We start from the raw sequence: 18,478 nt of genomic DNA on the forward strand, positions 1-18,478 counted from the left end.
ATTTAATTTATAGGGAAGGATATTTCCCTCTTATTACTTTTATTCGGAATTTTTATGACTTATATCGTTTTTTTCACCATTGTTTTACTTATCGTACTACTTGGTGTTTTTCTATCAATTGAAAGCTCAAAAAAGAAAGCTGAGCAATTAAAAAAACAAATTTTTACTGATAGACAAAATCAAGCGAATACACATTTTAAAGAGCAAATCTCACAATATGTTGAAGCTAAAATTTTAAGGCCTAAGCATAGTCAAAACTTAAACGCAGTAGCAAGTAACTTCTTTGTTGTGCAGGCGCATAATGAAGATAACCTAACGGTATTAGAAGCCACTTTAGAGAATCTAACGTCTAGCTTAAATACTGAACTTGCAAAAACAAACATCACAGGTGATAAAGAGACTATTGCTAATAACATTCTGACTTTTATCAATGAACTACCACGAAGTGCAAGAGATTATAATAATACGTTTTATACTCAAATTTTACCGGCTTTAATTGTTTCGCTGCAAACACCGGATCTCTCATTTGAAGAAACTGCTGAGGATGATGAACAAGTAGAAGAAACAGCAGATAAAGAATAAATTTTTGCTTATAGCGCTAAATTAATAAAACAAAAAAGGTTTGATATAATTATCAAACCTTTTTTATTGGATAACAACTTTATTAGAGTTTTAGACTTCTAAGTAGTCCATGATACCTTCAGCTGCATTTCTACCTTCAAATATCGCTGTTACTACTAAGTCAGAACCACGAACAGCATCACCACCAGCAAATATTTTAGGGTTGGTAGTTTGATGCGTGAATACCGCATCTTCTGGCGCTTTTATTCTGCCCCATTGATCCAATTCTACACCTAATGGTTCTAACCAAGGCATTGCATGTGGTTGAAAACCAAAGGCCATGATCACAGCATCAGCTTCTAGCGTGTGCTCAGAACCTGGTACAGCTTCAGCACGACGACGTCCTTTATCATCTGGTTCACCAAGTTGTGTTTTAACCATTTTAATGCCAGATACTTTTCCTTCAGCGTTGAGTTCAATCCCTAAAGGTTGAAGATTAAACATAAAGTTTACACCTTCTTCTTGTGCATTTTTTACTTCACGCTTGGAACCAGGCATATTCTCTTGATCACGACGATAAGCACAAATCACTTCAGTTGCCTCTTGACGAATCGATGTTCTAACACAATCCATCGCGGTATCACCACCACCTAAAACAACGACCTTTTTACCTGCCATATCGACATATTCGTCGGCTGTTTTTTCGTATCCCATAACACGATTAGTATTTGAGATTAAAAATGGCAGGGCATCATATACACCTGGCGCATCTTCATTTTCTAGACCCGCACGCATATTTTTATAAGTACCTACGCCTAAGAAAACTGCGTCATGCTCTTGCTCTAATTGACTCATGGTGATGTCTTGGCCAACTTCTACGCCTAATCGAAACTCAACACCCATTTCTTCAAATATTTCTCGACGCTTTTGCATCACACTTTTTTCTAGTTTAAAAGATGGAATACCGAACGTTAATAACCCACCAATTTCAGGGTGGCGATCATAAACAACAGGCTTTACACCATTTCGAATTAAAATATCCGCACATGCTAAGCCTGCAGGACCAGCACCAATGACAGCCACTTTTTTATCACAAAAAACTACATGTGACATATCAGGCTTCCAACCCATTTCCAGCGCAGTATCAGTAATATATTTTTCGATATTACCTATGGTAACCGCGCCAAAATCTTCATCTATGGTACATGAGCCTTCACATAACCTGTCTTGTGGACATACACGACCACATACTTCAGGCAGACTATTTGTACGGTGAGATAAATCAGCAGCTTCTAAAACACGACCGCTTTTAATAAGTTTTAACCATTGTGGAATATAGTTATGAACCGGACATTTCCATTCGCAATAAGGATTTCCGCAATCTAAACAACGGTCGGCTTGTGAATCCACTTGTTTTTTTGAAAATGGTTCATAAATTTCTACAAATTTCTTTTTTCGTGTTGATATCGGCTTTTTACGCGGATCAACTCGTTGCACATCTATAAATTGGTAAACATTATTTGGCATCAAAATTCTCCTATTGCGCCTGAACTCTTAATTCGGCACTACTTCTTGCACGATGACCTAATAAGCTACTTACATCACTAGATTTAGGTTTTATTAAACGGAATTTTGATACGTAATTCTCAAAATCTTCTAAAATCATTTCAGCTCTACATGAACCTGTTTCATCTAAATGCTCAGCAATCAGACCACGTAAATGTTCATGGTGGATAGTTAAGCTTTCCATCTCAACTACCTCTACGAGTTCAGAGTTCATGCGTTTTTCAAAATCTTTTGCTTCATCTAACACGTATGCGAAACCACCCGTCATACCGGCACCAAAGTTAATGCCTGTCGCACCGAGTACACACACAATTCCGCCAGTCATATATTCACAACCGTTATCGCCTAAACCTTCAACTACAGCAATAACACCTGAATTACGCACGCCAAAACGCTCTCCTGCACGGCCTGCCGCTAATAATTTACCGCCAGTTGCACCATATAAACAGGTATTACCAAGAATTGTTGCTTCATGTGAATTAAATGCAGAACCAACAGGAGGTCGTACAACTAATTTCCCCCCAGTCATGCCCTTACCTACGTAATCGTTGGCATCACCTACCAAGGTCATATCTAAACCTCCGGTATTCCACACACCAAACGATTGCCCTGCAGTACCGGTTAATTCAATATGTATTGGTGCTGATGCCAGACCTTGATTTCCGTGTTTTTCAGCAATATATCCCGATAACATAGCGCCAACTGAGCGATCAGTATTACAAATAGCAGCTTTAAGCTTTATTCCTGATTTTGTATCTATTGCATCGGTCGCTTTCGCTAATAATGTTTCATTTAACTGGCCACTGTAATGAGAGATATTGTCAGCTGAATTATATAAAGTCTCACCAGATTTATTATTTGGTTTAGCAAGTAAACCAGATAAATCAACTTTACTTTGTTTAGACGTTTTACCTTCTAATGCTTCAAGTAAATCGGTTCTGCCAATTAAATCAACTAAACGTGTTATACCTAAGCTTGCCATAATTTCACGAGCTTCTTGTGCAATAAATTTAAAGTAATTCATCGCCATCTCTGGTAAACCGTGATAATGATCTTGACGTAACTTTTCATCTTGTGTTGCAACACCAGTAGCACAGTTATTTAGATGACAAATTCTTAAAAATTTACAACCAAGTGCTACCATAGGCCCTGTACCAAAACCAAAGCTTTCAGCACCTAAAATAGCCGCTTTAATAATATCTAAACCAGTTTTTAAACCACCATCAGTTTGTAAACGTATTTTATGTCTTAAACCATTTTCAACTAACGCTTGCTGTGTTTCTGCTAGGCCAAGCTCCCAAGGACTACCTGCATATTTCACTGATGTTAATGGACTTGCACCTGTGCCACCGTCATACCCTGAAATTGTGATCAGGTCGGCATAAGCTTTTGCAACACCTGTTGCGATTGTACCTACACCTGGTTCAGATACTAATTTAACCGAAATCAAAGCTTGCGGATTAACTTGTTTTAAATCAAAAATAAGTTGCGCTAAATCTTCAATTGAATATATGTCGTGATGAGGTGGAGGTGAAATTAATGTCACTCCCGGCACAGAAAATCTTAATTTAGCGATATAAGGAGTTACTTTATCACCAGGTAATTGACCGCCTTCTCCTGGTTTTGCACCTTGTGCAACTTTTATTTGTATAATATCGGCATTACGAAGGTAGTGTGCTGTTACACCAAAACGCCCTGATGCTACTTGTTTGATACGCGAATTTTTTACCGTACCATAACGCTTGATATCTTCACCGCCTTCACCTGAATTTGAACGACCGCCTAAGGTATTCATCGCAATAGCAAGTGCTTCATGGGCTTCAGGTGATAATGCGCCAATACTCATCGCGGCAGAGTCGAAGCGTTTATATAATTCAGTTGCTGGTTCTACATCATCAACAGAGATACTGTTTTCAGATGTATTAAGTTTTAATAAATCTCTAAAAGTTGTTGCTGGACGGTTATTAACTAAATCAGCATATTTGAGATAATCAGTATAATCGCCTGATCTCACAGCAGTTTGCAATGTACCCACTACATCTGGGTTATACGCATGATATTCTCCATCATGAACATATTTTAACAGACCACCATGATCTAAAGGCTTACGTTTGATCCACGCCTTACGAGATAAATTAATTAAATCTTGTTGGAAATCACTGAAATCAGCACCTTGAATACGGTTGCTTACCCCTTTAAAACATAAATCTACAATTTCATCTGCTAGGCCTACTGTTTCAAATAACATCGAGCAGCGATAACTTGCAATGGTACTTATACCCATTTTTGACATTATCTTATAGAGCCCTTTATTTATGGCATTTCTATAAGATACAAATACTTGAGCATCATCTTTATTAATAACTTTATTACGTACCATTTTTGCAAGAGATGCAAAAGCTAAGTATGGATAAATTGCAGTTGCACCAAACCCTAATAAAACAGCAAACTGGTGTGGATCACGACATGACCCCGTTTCAATAACAATATTAGTATCACAACGTAAGCTGTTATCCACTAGGCGCCTTTGCACGGCACCCACAGCCATAGCAGCAGGGATCGGTAAAGTGTCTTTGGTAATATCTCTATCTGATAAAATAATTAAAACAGTACCATTTTTAGCTAATTGCTGTGCTTCATCACAAATGCGTGCAACCGCAGACTTTAAGCCTTCACTTGGTAAGTAATTAAGATTAATTGTTGCATTGGAGTAATGCGCTTGATCTTCAGTTACTAATTGCTCAATGTCAGAACACATTAATACAGGGCTATCAAACTGTAACCTTTTGGCATGACCTGTTGTTTCATTAAATACATTTTGTTCACGACCTATACAAGTCGCAAGAGACATGACATGGTTTTCACGTAATGGGTCGATCGGTGGATTAGTTACTTGTGCAAATTTTTGACGGAAGTAATCAAATAAAGAACGCTCTTTACTTGAAAGTACAGCAAATGGCGTATCGTCACCCATAGAGCCTGTGGCTTCTTGTCCGTTTTCACCCATAATACGTAAGGCTTGATCTAATTCTTCATTAGAATAACCAAACATTTTTTGATACAGATGTAATTGTTCATCATTCCATTTACGTGCACTATCCAGTGCATTATCCATTTTTTCAAATGGCACTAAGCGTTTTACATTTTTTTCTAGCCAGTCTTTATATGGATGACGAGATTTAAGATCTTGATCAATTTCATCTGATTGCCATACTTTACCATGTAAAGTATCAATAACCAGTAATTCACCAGGCCCTACTCTGCCCTTTTCAACAACTTCATCAGGAGAATAATCCCAAATACCGACTTCTGAGGCTAATGTCATAAAACCATCTTGAGTAATAACATATCTTGCTGGACGAAGACCATTTCTATCTAAATTACACGCAGCAAAACGGCCATCTGACATCACAATACCCGCAGGTCCATCCCAAGGCTCCATATGCATAGAGTTAAAATCATAGAATGCACGTAAATCATCATCCATAGCACGGTTTTTTTGCCATGCAGGCGGTACTAACATACGCATAGCACGGAAAATATCCATGCCACCAGCTAAAAATACTTCTAGCATATTATCTAGTGACGAAGAGTCTGAACCTGATTCATTAACAAAAGGCGCTGCTGTATTTAAATCTGGCAGTAAAGGAGATGAGAATTTATATTCTCTTGCTCTTGCCCACTGACGGTTCCCTTCAATCGTATTAATTTCACCGTTATGTGCTAAATATCTAAAAGGTTGTGCCAAAGGCCAACGCGGCTGTGTATTGGTTGAAAATCTTTGGTGGAATACACAAATTGCTGATTGCATTCTCATATCAGCTAAATCCAAATAAAAATTAGGTAAGTCAGCTGGCATAACTAAGCCTTTATAGATAGTGACTAAACCAGATAAACTCGCGAAATAAAAATCTTTATCGAAATCTATGCGTTTTTCTATTCTTCTACGTGCGATGTATAAACGGCGCTCTAAATCTTTTGGTCGCCAACCTTCTGGGGCGCTAATAAAAACCTGCTCAAACCGAGGTAATTGCTCTATGGCTATCGGGCCTAAACTCGCTGTATCTGTGGGAACTTCTCGCCAACCAACAATTGATAAAGTTTCTTTTTCTAGTTCTTCATCAATAATAGCGCGAGTGCGAGTTGCAATGTGTGAATCAAGATTTAAAAAAACCATGCCTACAGCGTAATTTTTACCTAAATGCCAATCATTTTCTTGTGCTATCGCACGAAAAAAGCTGTCAGGCTTTTGTAATAATAAACCACAACCATCGCCCGTTTTACCATCTGCGGCAATACCGCCACGATGTTGCATTCTATCTAAACCAGTGATGGCTGTACGTACTAATTTATGACTTGGTTGCCCGTCAATATGAGCAATTAATCCAAATCCACAGTTATCTTTTTCGTATCTTGAGTCATATAACATGTATGTCCCCCTCCCCTTGCTATTACTAGAGTTTGAAAATGCGACGTGCTCACTTTTAAATAAAATGAACTCTAGCAGACAGTAAAATTAACCATAAAATCATTCATAGTCAAACATTTTGTGCATATATATTCATGACCATGAATATTTTTCACATCGTAAAATCGAACAATAAATTTAACAAACTCATTAAATACAGTGAAAATACCATTATAATTTTCATGACACTGGTGTCATATTGTTACTTTTGTAAATGAGATTAATTTGCAATATACGTTTACGTAAACGTAAAGAGAATAAAAAATGAATAGTTATGCATGGTAATACCAATTAACCCAATTGGTTAATTTAAGCTATATACAACATTAAAATCATTTTGAAATGCACAGAATAACCATTAATACCAAAACGAATAATTTGAAATAGATTGATTGATTGAAAATTGCTTTATAGGAGTGAGTTATTGTGAGAAAGGTTAGGAAATATAACTGAGGTATAAAAAAAGCGAGCTGAGCTCGCTTTTCCATATGAATAAAATTAATTATTCTGCAGAATCATCTTCTGTTTTATATTTTTCAGCAGTTTCTGTGATTAAAGGCTGTAATTCACCTTTTTGAAACATTTCAATTATAATGTCACAACCACCAACTAATTCACCATCAACCCATAACTGCGGGAATGTAGGCCAATCTGCATATGCTGGTAATTCAGCACGAATATCAGGATTCAGCAAGATATCAACATAAGCAAACTGTGCACCGCAAGACATTAAAGCTTGTGATGCTTGAGATGAAAAGCCACAGTTTGGTAATTTTGGTGAGCCTTTCATATAAAGAATAATTGGATTTTCAGAAATCTGTTGTTTAATTTTATCTATGGTTTCCATCTACAACCTCAAAACGCTTAAAATTGACTACAATAAAATGTATTTAAAATAGTACTTTATTTGTACTATTAATAAAAAAGTAACTTAATCATGAGTATATTAACATTGCTGTTTATTAAAACTTGAGTAAAATACTCAGGTATTGTAACACAAAGCATTTGTACTTAACAAAATACCATGGAGAAAAAAATGGCATTTGAACTACCGTCACTACCATATGCAATCGATGCACTTGCACCGCATATTTCACAAGAAACTTTAGAATTCCATCACGGCAAACACCATAATACTTATGTTGTTAAGCTTAACGGATTAATCGAAGGTACAGATTTCGCTAATAAAACATTAGAAGAAATCGTGTGTTCTTCAGAAGGCGGCGTATTTAACAACGCAGCACAAATCTGGAACCATACTTTCTACTGGAACTCACTTGCTCCAAATGCAGGTGGCGCACCAACGGGTGCGATTGCTGATGCAATTAATGCTAAATGGGGTTCTTTTGAAGAATTCAAAGCTGCATTAAATGATAAAGCTGTAAATAACTTTGGTTCAAGCTGGACTTGGTTAGTTAAACTTGCTGACGGTTCTCTTGATATCGTAAATACTTCAAATGCTGCAACACCATTAACTGAAGATGGCGTAACACCTATCCTGACTGTAGATTTATGGGAACATGCTTATTACATCGATTACCGTAATGTGCGCCCTAACTACTTAAATGGCTTTTGGGCATTAGTTAATTGGGAATTCGCAAATAAAAACTTTGCTTAATTTCAATTGTTATAGATATAAAGGCACTCTTTGAGTGTCTTTTTTTATGCTTGCTAAAAAATCATTCAATTAATGAAGTGCCATCCTTTATTGCAAAAACATCAACAATTACAGTTCTATAGTAAAATTATTCTTTAAAAATCTTCACTTTATTTCATAACACCGACTACGCTTAAAGTAGAGCTATTCATTTTAAAAGTGTTTTGTAATAATGATTGGAGGTCCATATGACAATATTTGATCACTACCAGGCCAGATATGAAGCGGCCAAAGAAGAAGAATATACTATCTCTGAGTTTTTAGAGATTTGCCGAAATGATAAATCCGCATATGCCAGTGCCTCAGAACGATTATTAATGGCCATAGGCGACCCAGAAATGGTTGATACATCTCAGGATCCAACTTTAAGTAGGATTTTTTCAAATCGTGTTGTTGCGCGTTACCCTGCCTTTAGCGAATTTTATGGTATGGAAGATGCCATTGAGCAAATAGTCTCTTACTTAAAGCATGCAGCACAAGGCTTAGAAGAGTGCAAACAAGTACTGTATTTATTAGGACCCGTTGGTGGCGGTAAGTCTTCATTAGCTGAAAAGTTAAAGTTTTTAATGCAAAAAATGCCAATTTATTGCATTAAGGGATCGCCTGTAAATGATCATCCTTTATCTTTATTTGATGCGCTAGAAGATGGTGAATTATTAGAAAAAGAATACGGTATAAATCAGAGATATTTAAAAACAATTATCTCTCCATGGGCAGCAAAACGACTACACGAATATAATGGTGATATTAGCCAGTTTAAAGTAGTTAAGCGCTACCCTTCTATTTTAGATCAAACTGCAATCGCAAAAACAGAGCCAGGTGATGAGAACAATCAAGATATCAGTGCATTAGTTGGTAAAGTTGATATTAGACAACTAGAACATTTTGCTCAAAATGATCCAGATGCCTATGCCTATTCAGGTGCTTTATGTAGAGCAAACCAAGGTTTAATGGAGTTTGTTGAAATGTTTAAAGCACCTATCAAAGTGCTACATCCATTATTAACAGCAACACAGGAAGGTAACTATAATGGTACAGAAGGTCTATCTGCTCTGCCATTTACGGGCATTATTTTAGCGCATTCCAATGAATCTGAATGGCAAACCTTCAGAAATAATAAAAACAATGAAGCTTTTTTAGATCGAGTTTATATTGTTAAAGTACCTTATTGTTTGCGTGTTACCGAAGAAGTCAGAATATATGACAAATTGATAGAAAGTAGTGAATTAAAAACCTCTCAATGTGCACCTGGCACTTTAGAAACCTTAGCTCAATTTAGTGTACTTTCACGGTTAAAAGAACCAGAAAACTCTAGCATTTACTCTAAAATGCGCGTTTATGATGGTGAAACTCTAAAAGATACCGATCCAAAAGCTAAGTCTTATCAGGAATATAAAGATTACGCAGGTGTTGATGAAGGCATGAATGGCTTATCTACGCGTTTTGCTTTTAAAATATTATCTCGCGTTTTCAATTTCGACCATACAGAAGTGGCTGCAAATCCAGTACATTTATTTTATGTACTGGAGCAACAAATCGAAAGAGAACAATTTGCACAGGATATCCAAGAACATTATCTTGAGTTTCTAAAAGGCTTCTTAATTCCAAAATATGTTGAGTTTATCGGTAAAGAAATTCAAACAGCTTATTTAGAATCTTATTCTGAATACGGCCAAAATATTTTTGACCGCTATGTCACTTATGCAGATTTTTGGATTCAAGATCAAGAATATCGCGATCCTGATACAGGGCAACTTTTTGACAGAGCGGCTTTAAATGCTGAGCTTGAAAAAATCGAAAAGCCCGCAGGTATTTCAAATCCAAAAGATTTCAGAAATGAGATTGTTAATTTTGTACTGCGTGCAAAAGCACACAATAATGGCAAAAATCCAACTTGGACTAGCTACGAGAAACTGAGAACAGTTATTGAGAAGAAAATGTTCTCAAATACCGAAGATTTATTACCTGTTATTTCATTTAATGCCAAAACATCAGGTGACGATCAGAAAAAACATGAAGATTTTGTCAATCGTATGGTTGAGAAAGGCTATACCCAAAAGCAAGTTCGACTATTATCTGAATGGTATTTACGCGTGCGTAAATCGCAGTAACATTAGATTAAAAGAGGGAAATATATGGCCCACTTTATAGACCGCCGATTAAATGGCAAAAATAAAAGCACGGTGAATAGACAAAGGTTTATTCGCCGCTATAAACAACAAATTAAAAAAGCAGTATCAGATGCGATTAATAAACGTAGTGTTACGGATATAGATCAAGGTGAAAGTGTTTCTATTCCAAGTAAAGATATTGGAGAGCCCACTTTCCATCAAGGTAAAGGCGGTGTTAGAAATACAGTTCACCCTGGCAATGATCAGTTTACCAAAGGAGACAAAATAAAACGCCCACAAGGTGGGCAAGGTGGTGGCGCAGGAGAAGGTGAAGCCAGTGATAAGGGTGAAGGCGAAGATGAGTTTGTATTTTCAATTTCTAAAGATGAATATTTAGATTTATTGTTTGAGGATTTAGAACTTCCTAATTTACAAAAAACACAATTAGATAAATTAATGGAGATGGAAACCCACAGAGCCGGTTTTTGCTCTGATGGCGTCCCCACTAATATTGATATTGTCAGATCTCTGCAAGGTTCTTTAGCACGCAGAATTGCAATGTCTGCAGCTAAAAAAAGACAATTGAGAGAAGCACAAGCTGCTTTAATTGAACTTGAAAAAAGCAAAACACCTGACGACTCCGCAATAAAACTGTTGATTAAAGAAATTGAAGAGTTAAAAGCTAAAATTTCTAAAGTACCTTTTATTGATTCATTTGATTTAAGATTCAGAAATTATGAACAAAGACCAAAACCAACCAGTAAAGCGGTGATGTTTTGTTTGATGGATGTATCTGGTTCTATGGATCAAGCAACCAAAGAAATGGCGAAAAGGTTTTATATCCTACTTTATATGTTTTTAACACGCACTTATAAAGATATTGAAGTTGTTTATATTCGCCATCATACCCAAGCAAAAGAGGTAGATGAACAAGAATTTTTCTATTCCCAAGAAACAGGCGGAACCATAGTTTCAAGTGCTTTAAAATTGATGGATGAAATCGTTGAAAAAAGGTATGACCCAACTCAATGGAACATTTATGCAGCTCAAGCATCAGATGGCGATAATTGGGCTGATGACTCACCTAACTGTACAGAGTTGCTATTAAATAATATTTTACCAAAAGTTAGATATTATTCTTATATAGAGATCACCAATAGAGCACACCAAAGCTTATGGCGTGAATACGAAAAAATAACACAGGCATATGATAATTTTGCAATTCAACATATACGTTCAGTTGAAGATATTTATCCTATTTTTAGAGAACTATTTAAGAAAAACAGCCAAAAAGCTTAAGTAATAAATCGTTTAAGGAGGACTATATGCTAACAAAAAGTAAAAATATAAGACCTTTATTTGAATACGTTCGATTTAATCATTCATTAAATTTAACTAGCTTGTTTTAAAGGAGATCAATATGACTCAACAAATAAACATTGATCAGCCAGTTAAAAAGCCAAAACAGAAAAATCAAAAGCACTGTGAAAAAACGGATGCGTTAAGTGATGGTCCTGATTGGACCTTTGATCTACTTGAACAATATCAAACAGAAATTGCACGAGTAGCTGCGCATTACAGACTAGATACTTACCCAAACCAAATTGAAGTGATAGCCGCAGAGCAAATGATGGATGCTTATTCAAGCATAGGTATGCCCATTGGTTATAGCCACTGGTCTTATGGCAAAAAGTTTATTCAAACAGAGCAAAGTTACAAGCGTGGCCAAATGGGCTTGGCATACGAAATAGTGATTAATTCTGAGCCTTGCATTTCATACTTAATGGAAGAAAACACGCTGCCAATGCAAGCACTTGTCATTGCCCATGCGTGTTATGGTCATAATTCATTTTTTAAAAATAATTATTTGTTTAAAACCTGGACAGATGCAAGTTCTATCATTGATTACTTAGTATTTGCTAAAAACTATATTGCAGATTGCGAGCTAAAACATGGTTTAGTACAAGTTGAGTCGTTACTTGATTCTTGCCACGCGTTAATGAATTATGGCGTTGATCGTTATAAACGTCCGCAATCAATCTCTTTATTTGAAGAACAGAAACGACAAGAGGAACGTGAAACTTATTTACAGTCTCAAGTAAATGAACTGTGGAAAACAATTCCGCAGCAACAGTTTGAAGAAAAACAGGATATTGCGCACTTCCCCTCAGAGCCACAAGAGAATATTCTTTATTTTATTGAAAAGCATGCGCCTTTATTACAACCTTGGCAAAGAGAAATTATTCGAATTGTTAGAAAAATATCACAATATTTTTATCCTCAAAAACAAACTCAAGTTATGAATGAGGGCTGGGCAACTTTTTGGCATTACACTATAACTAATCATCTGTATGATGAAGGGAAAGTCACTGATGCATTTATGTTAGAGATTTTACAAAGTCATACAAATGTTGTTTATCAACCTCCCTACAACAGTCAGTATTATTCTGGGATCAACCCTTACGCACTTGGGTTTAATATGATGGTAGATATTAGACGTATATGTGAAAACCCTACTGAAGAAGACAAAGCGTGGTTTCCTGAGATTGCAGGGAGTGATTGGTTAGAGACGCTTCATTTTGCGATGAAGAATTTTAAGGACGAAAGTTTTATTAGCCAATACCTTTCACCCAAACTTATAAGAGATTTTAAATTATTTTCAATTTTAGATGATGAAAAGCAAAATCATTTAAATGTTAGCGCTATCCATAATCAACAAGGCTATCTTGATATTCGACAAGCATTATCAGAACAATACAATCTCAGTAATTTAGAACCAAATATTCAAGTTTTTGATGTTAATCTAAAAGGAGACCGAGCATTAACATTACGTTATATCCCTCATAATGATATCCCGTTAGGGGATTCTAAAGATGAAGTTATTAAGCATTTACATCAACTGTGGGGGTTTAAAGTTAAACTTGAAACAGCTTCTGTCACAGGCTCTGTCACGACTATTGCTCAGTGCCCTACACCTGAAGAAGAAAAAACCGCTATTTAGTAAAAAATAAAGCCCCAGTTTTAAATTGGGGCTTTTATCAGAAAATTACAATTTCTTATCTATTTATTGGAATTGATATTATTGTGCCGCCTTATCAGACTCATGTTTATATACAGTTACCTGATTACGACCATTCTCTTTTGAATGATATAGTGCATTATCAGCTGCAACTATCCAATCTTCATGTTTAGTAAAGTGACTTTCAAGCTTAGCAATACCTAAGCTTATCTTTATTTTGATTTCACATTCTTCATAAATAATTGTCGAACTTTCAATTATCTTTCTTAAGCGCTCAGCAAAAATCATCGCTCCTTCAATATCGGTATCAACTAAAGTGACTGCAAACTCTTCACCACCATATCGACCTGCGACATCAGATTCACGTAGCGTTTTTTTCAAAACATCTGCAATATGACGAATTGCAGCATCGCCGCCTGCATGACCAAAGTTATCGTTAACATGTTTAAAATGATCAATATCAAACATTAATAAGCAACTTTCATTATTATTGCGATTAATTCGTTTGAATTCTTTATGAAGAGATTCTTCCCAAAAACCACGATTATATAAACTCGTAAGCCTATCTATTCTACTTAACTCAGCTAACTTTTGGTTCGCAAGCTCTAGTTCTATTTTATTAACCGCTTCATCTGTCACATCATATAAAATAATACATAAATGCCCCACTTCTCCTAAGGTATTTGTCAAAGGAATAAAAGTCGCATTTTGGTACATATGATCAGCTTTACCTGTGATCGGGCGGTAGTTTTTAAATTTAAAGATATAAGGTTGTTGTTCCCATATGGTAAAAGAGCGATTTTTTAAAACAAATACAGCTTCCGATTTACTGCGGAACCATTTTTCATCAATACTGGGAAACAAATCAAATACATCTTTATCTTTTACAGCGCTTGGTAACAAGCCAGAATGGTTTTCCATAAAACCATTCCATACACATATATTATATTTACGATCTAATACCACCAAGCCAACGTCTATGGTATTAAACATATCCATCATCCAGTGAATTTCATTCATTTCAAAGTCAGCAGCTGGCATATTACAAATCTTCTAGTTTAAGGTTAAAACATATCCATCATGTATCTGCTGAATTTCATTCATCTCAAAGTCAGCAGCTGGCATATTACAAATCTTCTAGTTTAAGGTTAAAACATATCCATCACGTACCTATTGAGTTTTACTAATCCAAAAGTCATCAGCAGGCATATTACAAATCTTCTAGTTTAAGGTTAAAACATATCCATCATGTATCTGCTGAATTTCATTCATCTCAAAGTCAGCAGCTGGCATATTACAAATTTTCTAGTTTAAGGTTAAAACATATCCATCACGTACCTATTGAGTTTTACTAATCCAAAAGTCATCAGCAGGCATATTACAAATCTTATTAATTATAGTTAATCATCTAATAGATATTGCACTTTATATTTTAGTGTTTTTAATGAATCTTCAGTAAACAATAACATTAAATCAAAATTAACATCATGATTTTCAATACCATAACTAATTTCTATTGCTAATGTACGTTGCCATCTTGATTTATTTGTTTTTACTAACTTGGCAACATCACAATGTTGGCCCATCACAACTGGGTGACCTTGACTAAAAGGCATATCGAGTTGTTTTGATAATCCAGACAAAACAGAACCTATTAATATATTTGCAATGTCCATTAATAGCTCAAGTTCTACTTTTTCGTTAACTTCACCTTCGTAATTCATCAAAGATGCAATTTCTTTAAAACTTGAGTCATTAAGTAAAATTAATGCTTCACCCGATACCCCACCGCCGATAAAGCCTTGACAAACACCTGATGTACTTGCATTGGCATCTATAGATTGCAGTGCCATGTTCAGTTCGCTGACTTCTAATACATTTACATTAGGAATTGGAAGCTTTACAAAAACATTTAATAAACGCGCTAGTAAGTCTCCAGCTTGCCCCATAGCAACATTAGTCAGCTCCTGATAAATATCTCTGATTTCAGGTTCAATTTGCTCCCCAAGTTTATGGGCTAAACGCTCTCTAATCGCTTTATCTTTAATGCCATGCTTTTCAATTATTTCATCTAGTTTTTCAGGTGAACATGGTTTTTTTATAAAATCTATGGCGCCCAATTCAATTACACGGGCATGCGCTGTCGGTTGAATATCACCAGATACTACAACGGTCAATACTTCTAACCCTTGCTCTTGAATGGCCTGTAACACTTCATAACCGTCCATTTGCGGCATGTTTAGGTCAAGAAACAAAATTTCGGGCTTTATTGCACGTATTTGTTCTATACAGTGTAACCCATGTTCTGCATATTCGATCTGTATATCCCAATCATCAGGTAAAGAACGTGCCAACTGACGACGAGCTAACCTTGAATCATCACATATTAAAATAGGAGTGGCCATACACATTCTCTTCTTAATTTATAATAGTAATTTTAGAAGATATTCAGCTAAAGTTACATTTTTTATAATTCTAAACTTAGCATAACAGAAATGTAAATTCGATTTAATATTAAACTGTAAAATTAATAAGTTAACTAATGACAATTCTGTAACTATATAATAATTTATTTTATATCTTAAAAAATTAATTTAGAATCAACGCAAAAATATACACTCTATATCAATTCATAGGAATATTATGTTACGTAACTTGCTATTTTTAGCCTTTTTATCTGCCAGTTTTTGCACTTGGTCAACATCAAACATTAATACACTCGATGCAGGTAAGGTAACTGCTGGCGATAAACCAATTGTTTTATTAGGTAGCCCAGTTTCTCTAGGACAGCAAGCGCCTAACTTCAAAGTAGTTGATGACAAATTCAGCCCTATTTCATTAGATAATTTTACAGATAAAAATATCTTAATTAGCGTAGTGCCAAGCTTAGATACTGGGGTTTGTAGTTTACAAACAAAATTTTTTAATGAAAAACTTGCTATTGAACACCCTAATTTAGTGATGTTAACCATTAGCGCTGATTTACCGTTTGCTCAAAAACGTTTTTGCACAGCAGAGAATATAGATAAAGTGATTACATTATCTGATTCTGTTTGGCATGATTTTGGACAAAATTACGGTTTGATGATCCAAGATATGGGATTACTGACAAGAGCTGTATTTTTATTAAATAAACAGCATAAGATAGTTTATAAGCAGCTGGTTCCTAGCTTATCTCAAGAACCTGACTATATATCAGTACAAGCTGCAGTTAAAAAACTTTAAAGGATATAGATCGTTGCGCAGTACTTCAACTGCGCAACCTTCTTAGGCTATTACCAATTGGTTAGGTTTTTAACTACAATATCTTCAAAAACATTTATGTGATCGGCCCTATTATTTAAAGCTGGAATATAATCAAAACCACTACCACCCGCTTCAATAAAAATTTCTTTATTTTCAATTGAAATTTCTTCTAAGGTTTCTAAACAATCAGCAGAAAATGCAGGACAGATTAACTGCACTGATTTAACCCCTTCTTTCGGAAGCTGTTCTAACGTTTTATCAGTATAAGGTTGGAGCCATTCTTGCTTGCCAAAACGAGACTGAAAAGTCATCATCCATTCGTTATCACTTAAACCTAAAGTTTTTGCAGTCTCTTTCGCTGTATATTCACAGTGTTCAAAATAAGGGTCGCCCTTTTCGATGTTAACTTTTGGTAGTCCATGAAATGAAAAAATAAGCTTATCAGCTTTATTTTTTTGTTGCCAAAATTCTTTAATTGATTGCGCCAAGGCCGTTATATAAAGTGGGTTTTGATAGTAATCTTTCACAAAACGAATTTCAGGTAAATTTCTGACTTTAGCTAAACTTTGATTTAATTTATCAAAAACGGCTGCAGTTGTTGTGGCTGAGTATTGTGGGTATAAAGGTAATACAAGTATATTCTCTATACCTTTTGCTTTCATCAAGTCTAATTTAGCGCTGATAGACGGATTGCCATATGTCATAGCCAGTTCTATCGTTAAATCGACCTCATGCTTATCTTTTAATAAATGAGATAAAGATTCAGCTTGCTGCTCACCTATTACCCTCAAAGGAGAACCTTGCTCTGTCCATATTGAAGCATATGCTTTTGCCACCTTTTTACAGCGTAAAGGTAAAACGGCACCATTTAATATGAAATACCAAATAAAAGCAGGGATTTCCACAACTCGTGTATCTGATAAAAATGCTTTTAAATATTTTTTAACAGCTTTTGGTGTCGGTTCATCTGGCGTACCTAGATTTACCAGTAAAACACCATATTTAGAAGGATTCTTTGATAAAGATATTTTCATTATATTTCTTTTTAGTTGGATATAGCCATATTTTGAACGGCTACGGATAAGTAAAAACCCACAAAGATGTGGGTTTTTAATTTATTAGATATTAATCAATTATGCAATGATACCGATCAATCTAAAGTTGATGACTTACTAGATATTAACCTAATAACTCAGCAAGTTGTGCACTAACAGCTTCAACTGCTTGTGTACCATCAAATTTATTGTATTTTGTATTACCTGATTTAGCTTCTGCTTGGTAGTACTCTACTAATGGTTTTGTTTGATCATGGTAAATGCCAAGACGTTTACGTACAGTTTCAGCAACATCATCTTCACGGATAATTAAATCATCACCAGTTTCGTTGTCTTTACCTTCAACTGCAGGTGGGTTATATACAACATGGTATACACGACCAGAAGCTGGATGTACACGGCGTCCGCCCATACGTTCAACAATTACTTCATCAGCAACATCAAACTCGATTACGTTATCAACGTCAACGCCATTTTCTTTCATTGCATCAGCTTGAGGGATCGTACGAGGGAAACCATCTAATAAGAAGCCTTTTGTACAATCAGGCTTTGCAATGCGCTCTTTAACTAAACCTATGATGATTTCATCTGAAACTAGTTGGCCAGCATCCATTACTTTTTTAGCTGCAAGACCCATTTCAGTGCCTTCTTTGATCGCTGCACGTAACATATCGCCAGTAGAGATCTGTGGAATACCATATTTATTCATTAAGAATTGAGCTTGAGTACCTTTACCTGCACCTGGTGCACCTAAAAGAATAATGCGCATATTAATTGCCTTTGTTTGAAATTAAA

General features: G+C 35.6%; 13 protein-coding genes. 6 read left to right on the forward strand and 7 right to left on the reverse strand.

Annotation, left to right across the window (positions count from 1 at the left end):
- The first annotated feature begins 54 nt into the window (after positions 1-54).
- Positions 55-582: a hypothetical protein gene (locus tag KO527_RS16955; RefSeq protein ID WP_216041474.1), complete on the forward strand. Its 528-nt coding sequence runs from the start codon at positions 55-57 to the stop codon at positions 580-582.
- A gap of 90 nt (positions 583-672) precedes the next feature.
- Here KO527_RS16955 and KO527_RS16960 read toward each other — a convergent pair whose 3' ends face one another.
- The 3 genes from KO527_RS16960 to KO527_RS16970 all read right to left on the reverse strand — a co-directional run bounded on the left by KO527_RS16960 (position 673) and on the right by KO527_RS16970 (position 7,442).
- The gene (locus tag KO527_RS16960) at positions 673-2,088 is read right to left on the reverse strand and encodes an FAD-dependent oxidoreductase (protein WP_216041475.1); all 1,416 of its coding nucleotides are present in this window, start codon (positions 2,086-2,088) and stop codon (positions 673-675) included.
- Positions 2,089-2,098: 10 nt separating this feature from the next.
- Complete coding sequence (gene gltB, locus KO527_RS16965) at positions 2,099-6,556, reverse strand: glutamate synthase large subunit (RefSeq protein WP_216041476.1); 4,458 nt, start codon at positions 6,554-6,556, stop codon at positions 2,099-2,101.
- Positions 6,557-7,097: 541 nt separating this feature from the next.
- A complete protein-coding gene (locus tag KO527_RS16970) occupies positions 7,098-7,442 on the reverse strand; it encodes a Grx4 family monothiol glutaredoxin (RefSeq protein WP_216041477.1) in 345 nt (114 codons plus the stop codon).
- 189 nt (positions 7,443-7,631) lie between these two features.
- Here KO527_RS16970 and KO527_RS16975 point away from each other — a divergent pair, with 189 nt between their 5' ends.
- The 4 genes from KO527_RS16975 (at position 7,632) to KO527_RS16990 (ending at position 13,364) form a co-directional block, all read left to right on the forward strand.
- Complete coding sequence (locus KO527_RS16975) at positions 7,632-8,213, forward strand: Fe-Mn family superoxide dismutase (protein WP_216041478.1); 582 nt, start codon at positions 7,632-7,634, stop codon at positions 8,211-8,213.
- A 227-nt stretch (positions 8,214-8,440) separates the two neighbouring features.
- Positions 8,441-10,363: a PrkA family serine protein kinase gene (locus tag KO527_RS16980; RefSeq protein ID WP_216041479.1), complete on the forward strand. Its 1,923-nt coding sequence runs from the start codon at positions 8,441-8,443 to the stop codon at positions 10,361-10,363.
- Between the two features lie 24 nt (positions 10,364-10,387).
- The gene (locus KO527_RS16985) at positions 10,388-11,662 is read left to right on the forward strand and encodes a YeaH/YhbH family protein (protein WP_216041480.1); all 1,275 of its coding nucleotides are present in this window, start codon (positions 10,388-10,390) and stop codon (positions 11,660-11,662) included.
- A gap of 121 nt (positions 11,663-11,783) precedes the next feature.
- Positions 11,784-13,364, forward strand: coding sequence for a SpoVR family protein (locus tag KO527_RS16990; protein WP_216041481.1), 1,581 nt, complete (start codon positions 11,784-11,786; stop codon positions 13,362-13,364).
- A 78-nt stretch (positions 13,365-13,442) separates the two neighbouring features.
- On the opposite strand, the gene KO527_RS16995 is transcribed toward KO527_RS16990, so the two are convergent.
- Together KO527_RS16995 and KO527_RS17000 are read right to left on the reverse strand one after the other, a co-directional pair.
- A complete protein-coding gene (locus KO527_RS16995) occupies positions 13,443-14,423 on the reverse strand; it encodes a diguanylate cyclase (protein WP_216041482.1) in 981 nt (326 codons plus the stop codon).
- Between the two features lie 359 nt (positions 14,424-14,782).
- Positions 14,783-15,787: a response regulator gene (locus KO527_RS17000; protein WP_216041483.1), complete on the reverse strand. Its 1,005-nt coding sequence runs from the start codon at positions 15,785-15,787 to the stop codon at positions 14,783-14,785.
- Between the two features lie 238 nt (positions 15,788-16,025).
- On the opposite strand from KO527_RS17000, the gene tpx reads away from it, so the two are divergent.
- A complete protein-coding gene (gene tpx / locus KO527_RS17005; protein ID WP_216041484.1) occupies positions 16,026-16,607 on the forward strand; it encodes a thiol peroxidase in 582 nt (193 codons plus the stop codon).
- A gap of 50 nt (positions 16,608-16,657) precedes the next feature.
- Here the strand turns inward: tpx and hemH are convergent, their stop codons facing one another.
- Both hemH and adk read right to left on the reverse strand, forming a co-directional pair.
- On the reverse strand, positions 16,658-17,662 hold the full coding sequence (gene hemH / locus KO527_RS17010; RefSeq protein WP_216041485.1) for a ferrochelatase: 1,005 nt from the start codon (positions 17,660-17,662) through the stop codon (positions 16,658-16,660).
- Positions 17,663-17,807: 145 nt separating this feature from the next.
- Positions 17,808-18,452 carry an adenylate kinase gene (adk, locus tag KO527_RS17015; protein ID WP_216041486.1) on the reverse strand — a complete coding sequence of 215 codons (645 nt, stop codon included), beginning with the start codon at positions 18,450-18,452 and terminating at the stop codon, positions 17,808-17,810.
- Positions 18,453-18,478 lie beyond the last annotated feature (26 nt).

Source organism: Pseudoalteromonas sp. C2R02 (assembly GCF_018860845.1).
Classification (GTDB): domain Bacteria; phylum Pseudomonadota; class Gammaproteobacteria; order Enterobacterales; family Alteromonadaceae; genus Pseudoalteromonas.